At 62.8% G+C, this 18,219-nt stretch carries 19 protein-coding genes; 15 read left to right on the top strand and 4 right to left on the bottom strand.

Going from position 1 to position 18,219, the window contains the following annotated elements:
* Window positions 1-76 precede the first annotated feature (76 nt).
* The 9 genes from mdcA (at window position 77) to madM (ending at window position 7,322) form a co-directional block, all read left to right on the top strand.
* Window positions 77-1,747 carry a malonate decarboxylase subunit alpha gene (gene mdcA, locus NWV16_RS26655; RefSeq protein WP_260521364.1) on the top strand — a complete coding sequence of 557 codons (1,671 nt, stop codon included), beginning with the start codon at window positions 77-79 and terminating at the stop codon, window positions 1,745-1,747.
* Window positions 1,747-2,619: a triphosphoribosyl-dephospho-CoA synthase gene (locus NWV16_RS26650; RefSeq protein ID WP_260521363.1), complete on the top strand. Its 873-nt coding sequence runs from the start codon at window positions 1,747-1,749 to the stop codon at window positions 2,617-2,619. Before mdcA ends, NWV16_RS26650 begins: the two co-directional genes overlap by 1 nt.
* Entirely contained in the window at window positions 2,619-2,918 is a 300-nt protein-coding gene (locus tag NWV16_RS26645) for a malonate decarboxylase subunit delta (RefSeq protein WP_003229075.1), read from the top strand. Before NWV16_RS26650 ends, NWV16_RS26645 begins: the two co-directional genes overlap by 1 nt.
* The gene (locus NWV16_RS26640; protein ID WP_260521362.1) at window positions 2,911-3,762 is read left to right on the top strand and encodes a biotin-independent malonate decarboxylase subunit beta; all 852 of its coding nucleotides are present in this window, start codon (window positions 2,911-2,913) and stop codon (window positions 3,760-3,762) included. The genes NWV16_RS26645 and NWV16_RS26640 overlap by 8 nt, the downstream gene beginning before the upstream one ends.
* A complete protein-coding gene (mdcE, locus tag NWV16_RS26635) occupies window positions 3,759-4,544 on the top strand; it encodes a biotin-independent malonate decarboxylase subunit gamma (protein WP_260521361.1) in 786 nt (261 codons plus the stop codon). The genes NWV16_RS26640 and mdcE overlap by 4 nt, the downstream gene beginning before the upstream one ends.
* The gene (locus NWV16_RS26630; protein ID WP_260521360.1) at window positions 4,538-5,158 is read left to right on the top strand and encodes a malonate decarboxylase holo-ACP synthase; all 621 of its coding nucleotides are present in this window, start codon (window positions 4,538-4,540) and stop codon (window positions 5,156-5,158) included. The genes mdcE and NWV16_RS26630 overlap by 7 nt, the downstream gene beginning before the upstream one ends.
* Window positions 5,155-6,075: a malonate decarboxylase subunit epsilon gene (gene mdcH, locus NWV16_RS26625; RefSeq protein ID WP_260521359.1), complete on the top strand. Its 921-nt coding sequence runs from the start codon at window positions 5,155-5,157 to the stop codon at window positions 6,073-6,075. Before NWV16_RS26630 ends, mdcH begins: the two co-directional genes overlap by 4 nt.
* A gap of 64 nt (window positions 6,076-6,139) precedes the next feature.
* Window positions 6,140-6,556, top strand: a complete 417-nt coding sequence (gene madL / locus NWV16_RS26620; protein WP_260521358.1) for a malonate transporter subunit MadL — start codon at window positions 6,140-6,142, stop codon at window positions 6,554-6,556.
* 1 nt (window position 6,557) lies between these two features.
* Window positions 6,558-7,322, top strand: coding sequence for a malonate transporter subunit MadM (gene madM, locus NWV16_RS26615; protein WP_260521357.1), 765 nt, complete (start codon window positions 6,558-6,560; stop codon window positions 7,320-7,322).
* Window positions 7,323-7,447: 125 nt separating this feature from the next.
* Here the strand turns inward: madM and NWV16_RS26610 are convergent, their stop codons facing one another.
* Window positions 7,448-8,362: a LysR substrate-binding domain-containing protein gene (locus NWV16_RS26610; RefSeq protein ID WP_260521356.1), complete on the bottom strand. Its 915-nt coding sequence runs from the start codon at window positions 8,360-8,362 to the stop codon at window positions 7,448-7,450.
* Between the two features lie 142 nt (window positions 8,363-8,504).
* On the opposite strand from NWV16_RS26610, the gene trhA reads away from it, so the two are divergent.
* Complete coding sequence (gene trhA, locus NWV16_RS26605) at window positions 8,505-9,122, top strand: PAQR family membrane homeostasis protein TrhA (RefSeq protein WP_065261866.1); 618 nt, start codon at window positions 8,505-8,507, stop codon at window positions 9,120-9,122.
* Window positions 9,123-9,173: 51 nt separating this feature from the next.
* Here the strand turns inward: trhA and NWV16_RS26600 are convergent, their stop codons facing one another.
* Entirely contained in the window at window positions 9,174-10,130 is a 957-nt protein-coding gene (locus NWV16_RS26600; RefSeq protein WP_260521355.1) for a LysR family transcriptional regulator, read from the bottom strand.
* A 108-nt stretch (window positions 10,131-10,238) separates the two neighbouring features.
* Between NWV16_RS26600 and NWV16_RS26595 the strand changes: the two genes are divergently transcribed.
* Together NWV16_RS26595 and NWV16_RS26590 are read left to right on the top strand one after the other, a co-directional pair.
* On the top strand, window positions 10,239-11,480 hold the full coding sequence (locus NWV16_RS26595) for a D-amino acid dehydrogenase (protein WP_260521354.1): 1,242 nt from the start codon (window positions 10,239-10,241) through the stop codon (window positions 11,478-11,480).
* Between the two features lie 41 nt (window positions 11,481-11,521).
* Window positions 11,522-12,424, top strand: a complete 903-nt coding sequence (locus tag NWV16_RS26590) for a transporter substrate-binding domain-containing protein (protein WP_260521353.1) — start codon at window positions 11,522-11,524, stop codon at window positions 12,422-12,424.
* 4 nt (window positions 12,425-12,428) lie between these two features.
* Here NWV16_RS26590 and NWV16_RS26585 read toward each other — a convergent pair whose 3' ends face one another.
* Window positions 12,429-13,148, bottom strand: a complete 720-nt coding sequence (locus tag NWV16_RS26585) for a 16S rRNA (uracil(1498)-N(3))-methyltransferase (protein WP_065261862.1) — start codon at window positions 13,146-13,148, stop codon at window positions 12,429-12,431.
* A 153-nt stretch (window positions 13,149-13,301) separates the two neighbouring features.
* The gene (locus tag NWV16_RS26580) at window positions 13,302-14,708 is read right to left on the bottom strand and encodes an adenosylmethionine--8-amino-7-oxononanoate transaminase (protein WP_260521352.1); all 1,407 of its coding nucleotides are present in this window, start codon (window positions 14,706-14,708) and stop codon (window positions 13,302-13,304) included.
* Between the two features lie 223 nt (window positions 14,709-14,931).
* On the opposite strand from NWV16_RS26580, the gene NWV16_RS26575 reads away from it, so the two are divergent.
* The 3 genes from NWV16_RS26575 (at window position 14,932) to NWV16_RS26565 (ending at window position 18,187) form a co-directional block, all read left to right on the top strand.
* Window positions 14,932-16,731, top strand: coding sequence for a flavin monoamine oxidase family protein (locus NWV16_RS26575; protein WP_260521351.1), 1,800 nt, complete (start codon window positions 14,932-14,934; stop codon window positions 16,729-16,731).
* A 279-nt stretch (window positions 16,732-17,010) separates the two neighbouring features.
* Window positions 17,011-17,562 (top strand): cytochrome b, encoded by a 552-nt coding sequence (locus NWV16_RS26570; RefSeq protein WP_260521350.1) that lies wholly within the window; start codon window positions 17,011-17,013, stop codon window positions 17,560-17,562.
* 31 nt (window positions 17,563-17,593) lie between these two features.
* Complete coding sequence (locus NWV16_RS26565) at window positions 17,594-18,187, top strand: YceI family protein (protein WP_260521349.1); 594 nt, start codon at window positions 17,594-17,596, stop codon at window positions 18,185-18,187.
* The last annotated feature ends 32 nt before the right edge of the window (window positions 18,188-18,219 follow it).

The following is an 18,219-nucleotide window of genomic DNA, read 5'->3' as shown; positions in this document are numbered from 1 at the left end:
CGCCACCGCGCTTGATTGATGCCCCTTGATCACACTCCTAAGGTAGCTCCACGACAGCGAACCCCGTGGAGTGAGCATGACAACAACAATATCCCCCGACTCGCGCTGGACGCGGCGGCGCGACGAGAAGCAGCGGCGCCTCGACAAGGTGCGCGGGCTGGCCGACGGTGCGGTGTTGCCCACCGACCGGATCGTCGCGGCGCTCGAGGCGCTGATCCTGCCCGGCGACCGAGTGGTGCTGGAGGGCAACAATCAGAAGCAGGCAGATTTCCTCTCGCGCTCCCTGGCCAAGGCCGATCCCGGGAAGCTGCACGACCTGCACATGATCATGCCCAGCGTCGGGCGCTCCGAGCACCTCGATCTGTTCGAACGCGGCATCGCCCGCAAGCTCGATTTCTCCTTCGCCGGCACCCAGAGCCTGCGCATCAGCCAGTTGCTCGAAGACGGCCTGCTGGAAGTCGGCGCGATCCACACCTACATCGAACTCTACGCCCGGCTGGTGGTGGACCTGATCCCCAACGTCGTGCTCTCGGCCGGATTCATGGCCGACCGGGCCGGCAACATCTATACCGGCCCGAGCACCGAAGACACCCCGGCACTGATCGAACCGGCCGCGTTCAGCGACGGCATTGTCATCGTTCAGGTCAATCAACTGGTGGACGATGTCAGTGAGCTGCCTCGCGTGGACATTCCGGCATCGTGGGTGGATTTCGTGGTGGTGGCGGACAAGCCGTTTTACATCGAGCCGTTGTTCACTCGCGACCCGCGTCACATCAAACCTGTGCATGTGCTGATGGCGATGATGGCAATTCGCGGGATCTATGAAAAACACAACGTCCAGTCGCTGAACCACGGCATCGGTTTCAACACGGCCGCCATCGAATTGATCCTGCCGACCTACGGCGAGTCTCTCGGTCTGAAGGGCAAGATCTGCCGCAACTGGACGTTGAACCCGCACCCGACCTTGATCCCGGCCATCGAAAGCGGCTGGGTCGAAAGTGTGCATTGCTTCGGCACTGAGCTGGGGATGGAAAACTACATCGCCGCCCGACCGGATGTTTTCTTTACCGGACATGACGGCTCGCTGCGGTCCAACCGGATGTTCTGCCAACTGGCCGGGCAATACGCGGTGGACCTGTTCATCGGCGCGACCCTGCAAGTCGATGGCGACGGCCATTCCTCCACCGTCACTCGTGGCCGACTCGCCGGTTTCGGCGGCGCGCCGAACATGGGCCACGACCCGCGCGGCCGTCGTCACGGGACCCCGGCATGGCTCGACATGCGCCATGACGATTCGCAACAGCCGATGCTCGAACGCGGCAAGAAACTCGTGGTGCAGATGGTCGAGACCTTCCAGGAAGGCGGCAAACCGACCTTTGTCGAAACCCTCGATGCGGTTGAGGTGGCGAAGAAAAGCGGCATGCCGCTCGCGCCGATCATGATCTACGGCGACGACGTCACTCACTTGCTGACCGAAGAAGGCATCGCCTACCTGTACAAGGCGCGCTCGCTGGAAGAGCGTCAGGCAATGATCGCGGCGGTGGCCGGCGTCACGGCCATCGGCCTGCGCCACCACCCGAAGGACACCGAACGCATGCGCCGCGAAGGGCTGATCGCCTTGCCCGAAGACCTCGGCATTCGCCGTACCGACGCCACCCGCGAGTGGCTGGCGGCGAAGAGCGTGGCCGATCTGGTCGAGTGGTCCGGCGGCCTCTACAACCCGCCCGCCAGGTTCAGGAGTTGGTAATGCACGCACTCAATCTGCAACCGAAAACCATCACCCTCGCCGAGCGCCTGGCGGATCTGGCCGTGGATGCGCTGATCGATGAAGCCGACCTGTCGCCGAAACCGGCACTGGTCGACCGGCGCGGTAACGGCGCTCACACCGATCTGCACCTGGGATTGATGCATGCCTCGGCGCTGGCGCTGTGGCCGGCGTTCAAGGAAATGGCCGAGGCTGTACTCGCGTTCGGCGAGATCGGCTTGCCGTTGCGCGAAGCCATCGGCCGTATCGGACGGGAAGGCGAGCAAGCGATGCTCGCCACCACCCACGGCGTAAACACCCATCGCGGGGCGATCTGGGCGTTGGGCCTGCTGGTCACAGCCGCTGCGCTGGACACGAAATCCACCGGTCCCGGCGCCGTCACTTTGCGCGCCGCACGTCTGGCGTTGCTCGATGATCGTCATGCACCGCGCCCGCTGAGCCATGGCGCGCAGGTCGCGCAACGCTATGGCGCTCGCGGTGCCCGGGAAGAAGCGCAACTCGGCTTCCCGTCGGTAGTGCAACGTGGCCTGCCGCAGCTCAAGCGCAGCCGTGCCGCCGGCCATGGCGAACAGAACGCCCGACTGGATGCCTTGCTCGCGATCATGACCGACCTCGCCGACACCTGCGTGCTGTACCGCGCCGGCGAGCCGGGTCTGCAGGCGATGCAGCACGGTGCCCGTGCGGTACTCGATGCCGGTGGCAGCGCCAGCCTCACCGGTCGCCGCCGCCTGCACGAACTGGATCAACAACTCATCGCATTGAATGCCTCGCCCGGTGGCGCCGCCGATTTGCTCGCCACCACGCTGTTGCTCGACCGGATCGAGCGCGACGGCCTCTTTCAGGGAGCGTTTTGATGGAAACCTTATCCTTTGAATTCCCCGCCGGGCAGCCGCCACGGGGGCGGGCGCTGGTGGGCTGTGTCGGCTCGGGCGATCTGGAAGTGCTGATCGAACCGGGTCTGGCCGGCAAGCTGACGATCAATGTGCAGACCTCGGTCAACGGTGCGCAGCAGCGCTGGCAACATCTGTTTGCTCGGATGTTCGACGGCACCACGCCACCGGCAATGGCCATCGATATCCATGATTTCGGCGCGACACCGGGTGTGGTGCGCCTGCGTCTGGAACAAGGCTTCGAGGAGATCGGTCATGACTGACACCTCGGCACTTTTGCGCAAACATTCATTCGTCGAACTCGGCGCACGGCAACGGGCGAAAGCCTTGCTCGACGCCGGCACTTTCCGCGAACTGCTCGACCCGTTCCAACGCGTCATGTCGCCATGGCTCGAACGTCAGGGCGTAGTGCCGCAGGCCGATGACGGCGTGGTGATCGCCAAGGGCAGCGTCGGCGGTATGCCGGTGGTGATCGCCGCAATCGAGGGGGCGTTTCAGGGTGGCAGTCTCGGTGAAGTCGGTGGCGCGAAGATTGCCGGCGCGCTGGAACTGGCTGCCGAGGACAACCGCAAAGGCATCCCGACCCGCGCCATCCTGCTGTTGGAAACCGGCGGTGTGCGTCTGCAGGAAGCCAACCTTGGCTTGGCGGCGATTGCCGATATACACGCGGCGATTGTCGATCTGCAGCGTTACCAACCGGTGGTCGGCGTGGTGGCCGGCAGCGTCGGTTGCTTTGGCGGGATGTCGATTGCTGCCGCGCTGTGCAGCTATTTGCTGGTGACCCAGGAAGCACGCCTCGGCCTGAACGGTCCGCAGGTGATCGAGCAGGAAGCCGGGATCGAGGAATACGACTCCCGCGACCGGCCCTTCATCTGGAGCCTGACCGGTGGTCAGCAGCGGTTTGCCAGCAGCCTGGTGGACCGTTTTGTCGCCGATGATGTGGCGCAGATTCGCCAGCAGGTCGGCGAGCTGCTGCAACAAGGCCTGCCGAAACAACCGCGCAGTCAACGGGCCGAGTGGTTCCTGCAACGCCTGACGAGCCTGGACACTGACAAGCAAATCGAGCCTTCGGTGGTTCGCGACCTGTATCAAGGAGAGCGCTCATGAGCGGTTATTCCGTGCGCGGTTTGAACTGGTTCAACGCCTTGAGCGCTGGCGCGAAGGCCGTTGAGGGTTTGCCGCCCTCGCTCAAGGTCGCCGACGCGCCACTCGGGCGTTTTATCGCCGTGGTCGCCGATCCGCAAAACCGTTTCCCTCGTGCTCGCAACGGCGAAGTCGGTTTGCTCGAAGGCTGGGGTCTGGCCAAGGCTGTGGATGACGCGATCACCGTCGACCATGACAAAACACAAAAGCGTCCCTTGATTGCCATCGTCGATGTACCGAGCCAGGCCTATGGCCGCCGCGAAGAAGCCCTCGGCATTCATCAGGCCCTGGCCGGCGCGGCGGATGCCTACGCCCGAGCGCGTCTGGCCGGGCATCCGGTGATAGCACTGCTGGTGGGCAAGGCCATGTCCGGGGCATTTCTGGCTCACGGGTACCAGGCCAATCGCTTGATCGCCCTGCGGGATCCGGGGGTGATGGTGCATGCGATGGGCAAGGCGTCGGCGGCGCGGGTCACCTTGCGCAGTGTCGAGGAACTGGAGGCCCTGGCGGCCAGCGTGCCGCCGATGGCCTACGACATCGAGAGCTACGCCAGCCTTGGACTGCTCTGGGAAACCCTGTCGGTGCAACAGATCGATCAGCCGACGGTGGAGGATCTGGCGCGGGTGACCGAGTGCCTGAAGCAGGCCATCGGTAATATCGGTGCGACGAATTTGAGCAGTCGTCTCGGTGCAAAAAATCGCGAAGCCTCCAGCCGCGTGCGTGAACTGCTGAGGGCGCAGTGGTGAACATGCCACTGGCCCACGATCTGCTGTGGGGCATGACGCCGGCGCAGTTGCCGGGGGATGCGCCGCAGTGGGCGATTGATTCGCTGGCTGCCGGGCAACCGGTGGTGGTGCGGCGTGCCGTGAGCGCTGAAGGTCTGGTGGCGGTGGGCGTGCGCGGAGCATTGCGCGAGCAGCGGCTGGCGGCGTTCATGGCGAGCGATTCGATTGCTTGCCAGGTCAGCCCGGAAGCCCTTTGTCATGTCGAGAGCGAGCGTGATCTGCCGGTCATGCAGGCGCTGCGGCAACTGCGACCGGTGCTCGATGATTGCGGTTGGGTCTGGGGCGTCAGCGGCAGTGCCGGATTTGAATTGGCCAGCGGGTTTGCGGCGATGCACGAGACCAGTGATCTCGATCTCATCCTGCGGACACCGCAACTCATCACCCGTAATCAGGCCCGCAAACTGGTGGCGGTTTTCGATCAGGCGATTTGTCGAGTGGATATGCAATTGCAGACACCGTTCGGCGCGGTGGCCCTGCGCGAGTGGGCCGGAAACGCTTCGCGGGTGCTGCTGAAAAACGATTGTGAAGCTCGTCTGGTCAGCGACCCGTGGAACCCCCAGGAGCAGGCCGCGTGAGCAGCTTGCTGGTGTTTCCCGGTCAGGGCGCGCAGCAGCCCGGCATGCTCCGGCGTTTGCCTGGGGAAACGTTGATCGAGGCCAGCGATTGGCTCGGTGAGGATGTCTTGCGGCTGGACTCCAGCGAGGCGTTGCGCAGCACCCGGGCGGTTCAGCTCTGCCTGCTGATCGCCGGTGTCGCGGCCTCGCGGCAGTTGTTGCAGGACGGTTTCACCGCCGATTACGTCGCCGGCCTCTCCATCGGTGCATACCCGGCAGCGGTGGTTGCTGGGGCGTTGAGCTTCAGCGACGCGTTGCATCTGGTCAGCCTGCGCGGTGAATTGATGCAACAGGCTTATCCACAGGGCTTCGGCATGACCGCGATCATCGGTCTGCAATTATCCACAGTCGAAACGCTGCTGGCGCAGGTGCATGGCGCAGATTCGCCGGTGTATCTGGCCAACATCAACGCCGATAACCAGGTGGTGATTGCCGGCAGCGACAAGGCGATGCAGGCCGTGGCCGAGCTGGCGCGCAGTCATGGCGCCGGGGTGGCGAAACGTCTGGCGGTCAGCGTGCCGTCGCACTGCCCGTTGCTGGATGAGCCTGCGCAAACCCTTGCCGAAGCGTTCGCCAGCGTGGAATTGAAAACACCAGAAATCGCTTACCTGAGCGGCAGTCGCGCCAGGCCTGTGACCCAGGTAGAAGCGCTGCGCGACGATCTCGCCTTCAACATGTGTCGCGTGGTGGACTGGCGCGGCACCGTGCAAAGCGCCTACGAGCGCGGCGTGCGACTACAGATCGAACTGCCGCCTGGTGCGGTGCTGACCGGGCTGGCGCGCCGGGTGTTCGAACAGGGGACTGTCACGGCCTTCGACAGTGCCCGGCTCGACACCTTGCAGGCGCTGTTGCGAGAGGAGGAGGGCCGACGACCCTAAATCACCGACTCAGGCTTCGAACAACAAAAACAACATTCGACGATGCACTTTGAGGACTACAACAATGATTATTTACGGTGTGGCGCTGCTGGCGATCTGTACGCTGGCAGGGGTGATCATGGGTGACCTGCTCGGCGTGCTGCTGGGGGTCAAATCCAATGTCGGCGGGGTCGGCATCGCCATGATCCTGTTGATCTTCGCGCGGTTGTGGATGCAGAAACGCGGCGGCATGACCAAGGATTGCGAAATGGGCGTCGGCTTCTGGGGCGCCATGTACATTCCGGTGGTGGTGGCGATGGCCGCACAACAGAACGTCGTCACCGCGCTGCACGGCGGCCCGGTGGCGGTGCTGGCGGCGATCGGTTCGGTGGTGGTCTGTGGCTGCACGATTGCCCTGATCAGCCGCACCCACAAGGGCGAACCCTTGCCCGACGAGCCGGCGGAAATCTCCCCGGTCGGCACACCGGTAGGAGGTCGCTGACATGTGGGATCTCATTGAAAAAGGTCTGGAACACAACGGTCTGATCACCGCGTTCGCCTTCGTCGGCGTGATCATGTGGGTCTCGGTGATCCTCTCCAAACGCCTGACGTTCGGGCGGATTCACGGCTCGGCGATTGCCATCGTCATCGGTCTGGTGCTGGCCTGGGTCGGCGGCACGATGACGGGCGGGCAGAAGGGCCTGGCGGATCTGACCCTGTTCTCCGGCATCGGCCTGATGGGCGGCGCGATGCTGCGGGATTTCGCCATTGTCGCCACAGCATTTGAAGTGCAGGCGACCGAGGCGAAGAAGGCCGGGATGATTGGCGTGATTGCGCTGCTGCTGGGCACGATCCTGCCGTTCATTGTCGGCGCGTGCATGGCTTACGCGTTTGGTTATCGCGATGCGGTGAGCATGACCACCATCGGCGCCGGTGCGGTGACTTACATTGTCGGCCCGGTGACCGGTGCGGCGATTGGCGCGACGTCGGATGTGATGGCGCTGTCGATTGCCACCGGGTTGATCAAGGCGATTCTGGTGATGGTCGGCACGCCGGTGGCGGCGCGCTGGATGGGCCTGGATAACCCGCGTTCGGCGATGGTGTTTGGCGGGCTGGCCGGGACGGTGAGCGGCGTGACGGCGGGGCTGGCGGCGACGGATCGGCGGCTGGTGCCTTATGGGGCGTTGACCGCGACCTTCCACACCGGACTTGGGTGCCTGCTTGGGCCTTCGCTGCTGTTCTTCATCGTTCGCGGGATTGTGGCTTAAGGGTGACCTGTTTCTGTGGCGAGGGAGCTTGCTCCCGCTGGACTGCGCAGCAGTCCCGGCTCTTCAGATAAAGAGCGGGGGCCGCTCCGCGCCCCAGCGGGAGCAAGCTCCCTCGCCACTGGGTGTCAGGTCTGGCGATTGGCATACATCCGACATTCCGCCAGCAACGCCAGCAGATTCGGATCCCGCTCCTTGGCCTTCAAGAACACCACACCAATGTGCTGCTGCAACCGGTACTTCTCCTGCAACGGGATCAGCTTCACCCGGTTCTCGTACACCGCCGCAATCCTGCCCGGCAGCAACGCATAACCGACCCCGGAGCTGACCATGCTCAGCAGGGTGAAGATATCGTTGACCTGCATCGCCACCTTCGGCTCGAACCCCGCCTGGCGGAATACCCGGATACCGTCCTGGTGGGTGGCGAAGCCTTGGGTGAGGGTGATGAAGGTTTCGTCGCGCACCTGCGCCAGGTCCACTTCGCTGCGTTGGGCGAACCGGGAATCGGCCGGGGTGGCGAGGAAGATGTCGTCGGAAAACAGCGGAATCTGTTCACAGTCCGGGTCGTTGACGGTGTCGTCCAGCGACACCAGGATCGCGTCGACTTCCATGTTTTTCAGTTTGTAGAGCAGGTCGATGTTCGAGCCGAGGATCAGGTCGATGTTGAGTTCGCTGCGGCGGATCTTCAGGCCCATGATCAACTGCGGCACGGTCTTTACCGTCAGCGAATACAGCGAGCCGAGCTTGAAGCGTTCGGCCGAAAAGCCGGCGGCTTCGCGGGTCAGGCGTACGCTTTCGACCACATCCTGAATCAGCTTCTGCGCCCGCTCTTCGAGCACGTAGGCGCTTTCCAGCGGCGTCAGGTTGCGGCCTTCGTGCTTGAACAGCGGGCAGCGCAGGGCGCTTTCCAGCGAATGGATCGCGCGGTGCACGCTGACGTTGCTGGTCTGCAGTTCGGCGGCGGCGCGGGCGAGGTTGCCGGTGCGCATGAAGGCGAGGAACACCTCGAGTTTCTTCAGGGTCAATTCTTCGTCGATCAGCATGGCGCGGACTCTTCCTTGGTATCGCTCGATTGTGCCCAAATATCAGGACAGGTGCAGGCCCGCGTTGAACGGAAACATTGCGCTTTTACGCTCAAGCCCCGAGCCTTGCGCGCTGCGGTAATGAAATCGAGGTGTGCGACACATGTATCACGGAGAAAAACTGAACGCCTGGACGCATCTGGTCGGGGCGATAGCGGCGTTCGTCGGGGGCGTCTGGATGCTGGTGATCGCCAGCCTCGACGGCAGCCCGTGGAAGATCGTCAGCGTGGCGATTTATGCCTTTACGTTGCTGGTGCTCTACAGCGCATCCACCGTGTACCACAGCGTGCGCGGGCGCAAGAAAGCGATCATGAAGAAGGTCGATCACTTTTCGATCTACCTGCTGATTGCCGGCAGTTACACGCCATTTTGTCTGGTGACCCTGCGCGGGCCGTGGGGCTGGACGCTGTTCGGGATCGTCTGGGGGCTGGCGCTGATCGGCATCCTGCAAGAGATCAAGCCGCGCTCCGAGGCGCGGATCCTGTCGATCGTGATCTACGCGGTGATGGGCTGGATCGTGCTGGTGGCGGTCAAGCCGCTGATCGACGCGCTGGGGATGGCCGGGTTTGTCTGGCTCGCATCCGGCGGTGTGCTGTACACCGTGGGGATCATTTTCTTTGCACTGGATGATCGCCTGCGCCATGCCCACGGGATCTGGCATCTGTTTGTCATCGCCGGGAGCCTGCTGCACTTTGTGGCGATTCTGTTTTATGTCTTGTAGATCACCCAAAACCTTGTGGGAGCGGGCTTGTCCGCGATGACGGACTGTCAGTCACGCCTGTGTTGATGGCGCCACCGCAATCGCTGGCAAGGCAGCTCCCACAGGGACCAGGGTTTGCAGCTGTATCTGCGCGCGGCTGCTGAAGATCTGCAACAGGTCGCCGAGGGTATGCGGCGGCGGTTCAGTGGCGCGAGTCACGGCGTACAGCGTGATCGGCAGCGGCGGGGCGAGAGGGCGGATCACGGTGCTGGTCGGCGAAGCACCGAGCGCGGTGAACGGGTCGATTACCGCCACGCCCGCCCCGGATTCCACCATCGCCCGGGCCAGTGAGTAAGTCTGCACGGCAATCCGCACCCGAGGCGCTGGCTCGACGGCTTCCAGATAGCTGTCGAGCCGGGCGGCAAGCGGGTCGGCGCTGGACAGCCCGATCAGCGGCGCCCCGGCCAGTGCCATCAGCGACAACGGCTGACCGGCGTCTTCCTGCGGCCAGTAACCTTTCGGCGCCAGCGCCACCAACACCCCCGAAGCCAGGGCCTGCGCCTTCAGCCCCGGATGATCCGGCAATTGCAACGTCAGGGCCACATCCACTTCGCGCATCAGCAGGTTCTGCATCAATTCGCGGCTGTGCGCGCTGGACAGTTCACAGGCGATGTCCGGGAACTGCACCGTCCATTGCCGGATCGCCGGCGGCAGCAATGACAGCGCCAGCGCCGGGGTCGCGCCGATCCGCAGGCTGTGGCCGGGCTCGCGGCGCAGGCTCTGGGCCAGACGCCGCACGCCTTGCAGGCTTTCGGTGACCTTGTCGACTTCGCGCTCCAGCTCCAGCGCTTCCGGGGTCGCCTGCAACTTGCCGCGCACCCGCAGAAATAACGGAAAGCCCAGTTGCTGCTCGGCATGCTGCAGCACCTTGGTCACCGCCGGTTGCGAGACGTGCAGCAACTGTGCAGCGGCGCTGACCGAGCCGGTCTGGCGGATGGCCTGGAAAATCTCGATGTGGCGAAGGCGCATGGCGAGTCCATAACCTTTGTTTATAGGTCTGGCATCTTTATTCATTGTTCGGCGCTTGTCACCTCACCCTAACCTCAGCCTCGTCTTCAAATAGAAATAAGGACGGACATGACTCAGCGCGTGTGCATCATCGGCGGCGGTGTGATCGGGTTGGCAACGGCCTATGCGCTGGTGCGTGAAGGGTTCGAGGTGACGGTGGTCGAAGCGCGGCAGTCGCTGGGCAGCGAAACCAGTTTCGCCAACGGCGGCCAGTTGTCCTACCGTTACGTTGCGCCGCTGGCCGATGCCGGCGTGCCGTTGCAGGCAATCGGCTGGATGCTGCGCGGCGATTCACCGCTCAAGTTGCGTCCGCGTCTGGACCCGGCGCAGTGGCGCTGGATGGCGTCGTTTCTCGCCGCGTGCCGTACCTCGGTCAACCGCGAAAACGCCGCGCATCTGTTGCGTCTGGCGCTGTTCAGCCAAAGCACACTCAAACGCTGGCGCGAGGACGACGGGCTCGACGGCTTCAACTGGCGGCGCAACGGCAAGCTGGTGACCTTTCGCAATGCCGCCCGCTTCGATCATGCGCGAAAGAACCTGGCCGATCCGCAGCAACAGCAGGTGTTGTCCGCCATCGAATGTGCGCAACTGGAACCTGCACTGAGTGACGCGCCGTTTGTGGGCGCGATCTACACGCCGGATGAAGAGGTCGGCGACTGTCACGGTTTCTGCCAACAGTTGGCAGCGCGATTGAAGGCGTCGGGCCGCTGTGAGTTTCGTCTCGGCCAGTCAGTGATCGGTATTCGCCACAGCCACGGCGCCGTCACGGCCATTGAGCTTGGCGACGAAATTCTGCCGGTCGAACAACTGGTGATCGCCGCCGGCCATCGCAGCCCGTTGCTGGCACTGCCCGGCCTGCGCCTGCCGCTGTATCCGCTGAAGGGCTACAGCCTGACCGTACCGATTGGCAGTGAACACCGGGCACCGGACGTCAGCATCACCGACTACGACCGCAAGATCGTCTACGCCCGCATCGGCGAGCAACTGCGCGTGGCGGCGATGGTCGACATCGTCGGTTTCGACCCGGCGGTGGACCCCGAGCGACTGGCGCTGATCAAGCGCCAGGCCCGCGACACCTTTCCCGACGCCGGCCACTACGACGCCGCCATCGAGTGGGCCGGCATGCGCCCGGCCACCCCGACCGGCGTTCCGCTGCTGGGCGCCACGGCGTATCGCAATCTGTGGCTCAACCTCGGCCACGGTGCGCTCGGTTTCACCCTGGCCTGCGGCAGCGGGCAGTTGCTCAGCGAACTGATCGGCGAACAACGCACATCCATTGATCTGCACGGGTTCAATCCCCGTGCGGCGTAAAGGTTTCTGCTAAAACACCCCACCCACAACGGAGAATAACAATGCAAAAAATCACGTTGCTCGGCTGCACACTGGCGTTGTTCATCGGCGCCCAGGCGCAGGCCAATGAAGTGCCGCTGACCGGTACGCTCGGCAAGATCGCCAGCGCCAACAGCATCACCCTGGGTTATCGCGATGCGTCGGTGCCGTTTTCGTATGTGGGCGATCACACCGGGCAGCCGATGGGGTATTCGGTGGAACTGGCGGACAGGATCGTCGAGCGCATCAAACAGCAACTCGCGCTGCCGGAGCTGAAGGTGAAGTACAACCTGGTGACCTCGCAGACGCGGATTCCGCTGGTGCAGAACGGCACGGTCGACCTTGAATGCGGTTCCACCGGAGTGACGGCCGAACGGCAGAAGCAGGTCGCCTTCTCCTACGGTTTCATCTACGTCAAAGGCCAGTTGTTGACCGCAAAGGACAGCGGCATCAAACGCTTCGACGATCTGCGCGGCAAGAACGTGGTGACCACCGCCGGCACCACCAACGAGCGCTATCTGAAGAGCTACAACCTCGACCGCAAACTGAACATGTTCGTGATCAGCGCCAAGGATCACGGCGAGGCGTTCCAGATGCTGCAATCGGGGCGCGCGGCGGCGTTCTACATGGACGATGCGTTGCTTTACGGCGAGCGGGCCAAGGCGCGCGATCCGCATCACTGGGTCGTGGTGGGGGAGGAGCAATCGAGGGAAATCTACAGCTGCATGGTGCGCAAGGATGATCCGCAGTTCCTGGCGCTGGTCAACGGTGTGTTGGCTGACCTGTACAGCTCGGGGGAGATCAACGGGATCTACCGCAAGTGGTTCGAACAACCGATCCCGCCGAAAGGCTTGAACCTTGAGTTCCCGATGACAAGCGAACTCAAGGCAATCATCGCCAGACCGATCAGTGATCCGGTGCAGTGACGGGTCAGAAATCCCCCCACAGTTGCTGCGCCACCGCCAGCGCTACAACCGGCGCGGTCTCGGTGCGCAGCACGCGCGGGCCGAGGCGGGCAGCGTGGAAACCGTTGCCTTTGGCCTGCTCGACTTCGGCGTCGGACAGACCGCCTTCCGGGCCGATCAGGAACGCCAGCGTCGCAGGCCTGGCATGGCTGACCAAAGGCTCGGCCACCGGGTGCAGGACCAGTTTCAGTTCGGCTTCGGTCTGTTTCAGCCAATCGGCCAGCAGCACCGGCGGATGAATCACCGGCACCCGCGAACGACCGCATTGTTCGCAGGCGCTGATCGCCACCTGACGCCAGTGCAGCAGACGTTTGTCGGCGCGTTCATCCTTCAGGCGCACTTCGCAGCGCTCACTGAAGATCGGGGTGATTTCAGTCACGCCCAGTTCAGTGGCTTTCTGGATCGCCCAGTCCATCCGCTCGCCCCGGGACAGCCCCTGACCGAGATGGATGCGCAGGGGCGATTCGACTTGGCCTGCGAACTGTTCGTCGATCTGTACCACGACACGCTTTTTGCCAACCTCCACCAGCGATCCGCGAAACTCGTGGCCGGAGCCGTCGAACAGCTGCACCGCATCGCCCTCGGCCATGCGCAGCACGCGGCTGATGTAATGCGCCTGGGCTTCCGGCAGTTCGTGTTCGCCGGTGCCGAGGGGGGCGTCGATAAAGAAGCGGGACAGTCTCATTTCGGGTCTCTGGAAAGGTGTGAATCAGTTAAAACGGTGTCGACTTGATTCGCGAGCAGGCTCGCTCCCACAGGGAACTGCATTCCAAATGTGGGAGCGGGCTTGCTCGCGAAAGCGGTAGTCCGGTCACCGCTGAAGCTTAAGTGAAATAGATCAGCCCGGATCACGGAACCCGGGATGGAAATCCTTCGGCACCGCCACGCTGACGCTGTCACGGGTGGCAATGTCGATGCCTTCGCTGGCGACTTCGGCGAGGAAGTCGATCTGCTCCGGGGTGATCACATACGGCGGCAGGAAATACACCACGCTGCCCAGCGGACGCAGTAGCGCGCCACGCTCCAGGGCATGCTGGAACACCTTCAGACCGCGGCGTTCCTGCCACGGGTAGGCCTCTTTCGTGGCTTTGTCCTTGACCATTTCGACGGCCAGCACCATGCCGGTCTGGCGCACTTCCGAGACATTCGGATGATCCGCCAGGTGCGCGGTCGAAGAAGCCATGCGTTGCGCCAGCGCCCGATTGTTCTCGACCACGTTGTCCTGCTCGAAGATATCCAGGGTCGCCAACGCCGCCGCACAGGCCAGCGGGTTGCCGGTGTAGCTGTGCGAATGCAGGAAGGCACGCAGGGTCGGGTAATCGTCGTAGAACGCGTTGTACACCTCGTCGGTGGTCAGGCACGCGGCCAGCGGCAGATAGCCGCCGGTCAGGGCTTTCGACAGGCACAGGAAGTCGGGGCGGATGCCGGCCTGTTCGCAGGCGAACATCGTTCCGGTGCGGCCGAAGCCGACGGCGATTTCATCGTGGATCAGGTGTACGCCGTAACGGTCGCAAGCCTCGCGCAGCAGCTTGAGGTACACCGGGTGATACATGCGCATGCCGCCGGCGCCCTGGATCAGCGGCTCGACGATCACGGCCGCGACGCTGTCATGATTTTCCGCCAGCGTTTGTTCCATGGCGGCGAACATGTTGCGTGAGTGTTCTTCCCAGCTCATGCCCTGCGGACGCAGGTAGCAATCCGGGCTCGGCACCTTGAGGGTGTCCATCAGCAGCGCCTTGTAGGTCTCGGTGAACAACGGCACGTCGCCGACCGACATCGCCGCCATGGTTTCGCCGTGGTAGCTGTTGGTCAGGGTGACGAAGCGCTTCTTGTTCGGCTGGCCGCGATTGAGCCAGTAGTGAAAGCTCATTTTCAGCGCGACTTCGATGCAGGACGAACCGTTATCGGCATAGAACACCCGGTTCAGGCCTTCCGGCGTCATTTTCACCAGGCGTTCGGACAACTCGATCACCGGCTGATGGCTGAAACCGGCCAGAATCACGTGTTCCAGCTGATCGACCTGATCCTTGATGCATTGGTTGATGCGCGGGTTGGCGTGGCCGAACACGTTGACCCACCAGGAACTGACGGCATCCAGGTAGCGCTTGCCTTCGAAGTCTTCCAGCCAGACGCCTTCACCGCGTTTGATCGGGATCAGCGGCAGCTGTTCGTGGTCTTTCATCTGGGTGCAGGGATGCCACAGCACCGCGAGATCGCGTTGCATCCACTGGTCGTTCAGGCCCATGTTCAGTCTCCTCGAGGCGGCTCGCGTCAGGCGCGGGCAAACAATCGCACAAGCCTATGCAATGCGTCGCGCCGGGACAACCCATTGCGGCGATTGGGCTACTTTGTATGGGCCGATAGACGTCGCTGGCGGCGTTTTGATGGCTGACGTATTCTTCGCGGTTCTTTGGGTCGACTGACCCGCAAAACCGCTTTTTCCTACGTGTATTTCCGGAGTTCGCTGAATGTCTGTCGGTTGGCTGCGCGCCTGTGCGCTTGTGGTGTTGGGGCTTTTCAGCGTTACGGCGCTGGCCAAGGAGAAAACCGCGATCGTGATCGGCGGCGGCCTGTCGGGTCTGACCGCGGCTTACGAGCTGCAGAACAAAGGCTGGCAGGTCACGCTGCTGGAAGCCAAGTCGAGCCTGGGTGGCCGCTCGGGCATGGCCACCAGCGAGTGGATCGGCAACGACAAGGCCCAGCCGGTGCTGAACAAGTACGTCTCGACCTTCAAGCTGAGCACCACGCCGGCGCCTGAGTTCGTGCGTACCCCGGGTTACCTGATCGACGGCGAGTATTTCTCCGCTGCCGACCTGGCCACCAAGCAACCGGCCACCGCCCAGGCCTTGAAAGCCTTCGAGAAAACCCGTGACGATCTGGCGCGTTCGATCGACGATCCGCAGAATCCGGCGGCGACCAACACCCTGCATGCGCTGGACCAGATCAACGTGTCGAGCTGGCTCGACAAGCAGAACCTGCCGGCCACCGCCCGCCAGCTGATCAACCAGGATATTCGCACCCACTACGACGAACCTTCGCGTCTGTCGCTGCTGTACTACGCGCAGCAGAGCCGGGTCTATCGCGGCGTGTCCGACCGTGACATGCGTGCTTCGCGTCTGGTTGGCGGCAGCCCGGTGCTGGCCCAGGCCTTCGTCAAGCAACTGAAAACCATCAAGACCAATTCCCCGGTTTCCGCGATCGTCCAGGACAAGGACGGCGTGACCGTCAAGGTCGGCAGTGTCGGCTACCAGGCGGACTACGTCGTGCTGGCGGTGCCATTGCGCGCCCTCGACAAGATCCAGCTGACCCCGGCGCTGGACGCCCAGCATCTGGCCGCGATCAAGGGCACCAACTACGGCTGGCGCGACCAGATCATGCTGAAGTTCAAGACGCCGGTGTGGGAAAGCAAGGCGCGCATGTCCGGCGAAATCTACAGCAACACCGGTCTGGGCATGTTGTGGATCGAACCGGCCATGAAGGGCGGCGCCAATGTGGTGATCAACCTGTCCGGTGACAACGCCCGTGTCATGCAGGCCTTCGGCGACAAGCAGATGGTCGATCAGGTGCTGATCCGTCTGCATGCGTTTTATCCACAGGCCCGTGGTGCGTTCACCGGTTATGAAATCCGCCGCTACAGCACCGACCCGGGGACTGGCGGTTCGTACCTGGCCTTCGGCCCGGGCCAGATCAGCAAATACTGGCGCCTGTGGGAGCGTCCGCTGCAGCGCGTAGCGTTTGCCGGCGAACACACCGACACGCTCTACCCGGGCACTCTGGAAGGCGCACTGCGCACCGGCCAGCGTGCGGCCGGCCAGGTAGAAGATCTGGCGGCGGGCAAGTCTTTCGAGCCGATCAAGGTCGGCCCGGCAGCGGCCACAGCAGCAGCGGCGGCAGGTGCAGCCGGTGCGGCGACAGCGGCGAAGAAGAAGGGCAACTTCTTCACCAACCTGTTCGGTGGTTCGGATGACGAGAAGAAACCGGAGCCAGTGAAAGCGCCAGAGCCGGCACCTGCTCCAGCCGCCCCGGCGCCTGCCCCGACTCCGGCACCTGCGCCAGCCCCGGTGGAAGCGCCGAAGCCAGCGGCCCCGGTGAAAACCGAGCCAGCCAAAAAAGCAGCAGCCAAGCCGGCAGCGAAGAAGCCTGCGGCCAAGACCGAGGCGAAAAAAGCCCCGGCCAAACCTGCAGCGAAAAAGGCTGAACCGGCGAAGAAGCCAGCCGCCAAACCGGCAGCGACTCCGGCAGCCAGTACCGACACCAAAGCGCAGTAAGGCTTTGCGGTGAATGAAAAAGCGCGGCTTTCAGGCCGCGCTTTTTTATTGCCTGTCAGATAGCTATCGCGAGCAGGCTCGCGATGGGGGCAGTCCAGGCACTGAAATTTCAAGACCTGTCAGCTAATCTCCCGTCACACTTTTCACCTTTAACTTTTCCTTAACTCCCTTGTTCAAGACTCTTGATCGTATTTCTCGATATTTCAAAGCGAAATTTTCCGCTTTAAATCGATAGATAACTCGCTAGTCTTGGTTCGCAGTTCTCACAGGATTTGGGCAATGCAGCTACGTAACTCTTCTTCGCGCTACGGTTGGGTCAGCCTCTTCATGCACTGGGGTGTGGCACTGGCGGTCTTCGGATTGTTCGGCCTCGGCCTGTGGATGGTTGACCTCGGGTACTACGATCCCTGGCGCAAGGCCGGTCCTGACCTGCACAAGAGCATCGGTCTGGTGCTGCTGGGCGTGATGGTGTTGCGGGTATTGTGGCGTTTTGTCAGCCCGCCGCCACCCACGCTGCAGAGCTACAGCCGCATGACCCGCATCGGCGCAAAGTTCGGCCACGGGTTTTTGTACCTGGCGCTGTTCGCCGTGATGATTGCCGGTTACCTGATTTCCACCGCAGACGGTGTCGGGATTCCGGTGTTTGGCCTGTTCGAAGTTCCTGCCCTGGTTTCCGGACTACCGGATCAGGCAGATACCGCCGGTGCGATTCATCTCTACCTGGCATGGGCGCTGGTAATTTTTTCCGGTCTCCATGCGTTGGCAGCATTGAAGCACCACTTTATCGATCGTGATGCGACCCTCACTCGAATGCTCGGTCGCAAAGCCTGAAGCTCAACCTCGACTCAAAGGAAAAGAAAGCATGTTGAAAAAGACTCTGGCCGCTCTGGCAATCGGTTCCGCCGTGCTGTCCGCCAACGCAATGGCCGTTGACTACACCGTCGACAAGGAAGGCCAGCACGCCTTCGTCGACTTCAAGATCAGCCACCTCGGCTACAGCTTCATCACCGGTACCTTCAAGGACATCAGCGGCAAGTTCAGCTTCGATGCGGCCAAGCCTGAAGAGAGCAAGATCGAGTTCGACGTGAAGACCGCCAGTGTGTTCACCAACCACGCCGAGCGTGACAAGCACATCGCCAGCAAAGACTTCCTGGACGTAGGCAAATTCGCTGATGCCAAGTTCGTCTCCACCAGCGTCAAATCCACCGGCAAGAACGCCGATGGCAAAGACACTGCCGACGTGACCGGCGACCTGACCCTGCACGGCGTGACCAAGCCGATCGTGGTCAAGGCCACTTTCCTGGGTGAAGGCAAGGATCCATGGGGCGGCTACCGTGCCGGCTTCGAAGGCACCACCAGCATCAAGCGCTCTGATTTCGGCAAGATGATGGATCTGGGTCCGCAGTCCGACAAAGTCGACCTGTACATCTCGTTCGAAGGTGTCAAAGCGAAGTAATTTTCGCCGGATACAAAAAAACGCCCCCGGTC

The organism is Pseudomonas sp. BW7P1 (assembly GCF_024981055.1).
In the GTDB taxonomy this organism is placed as follows: Bacteria; Pseudomonadota; Gammaproteobacteria; order Pseudomonadales; family Pseudomonadaceae; genus Aquipseudomonas; species Aquipseudomonas bananamidigenes.
Note: the sequence above shows the minus strand (reverse complement) of the source record. Positions and strands in the feature narration are given on the sequence as shown.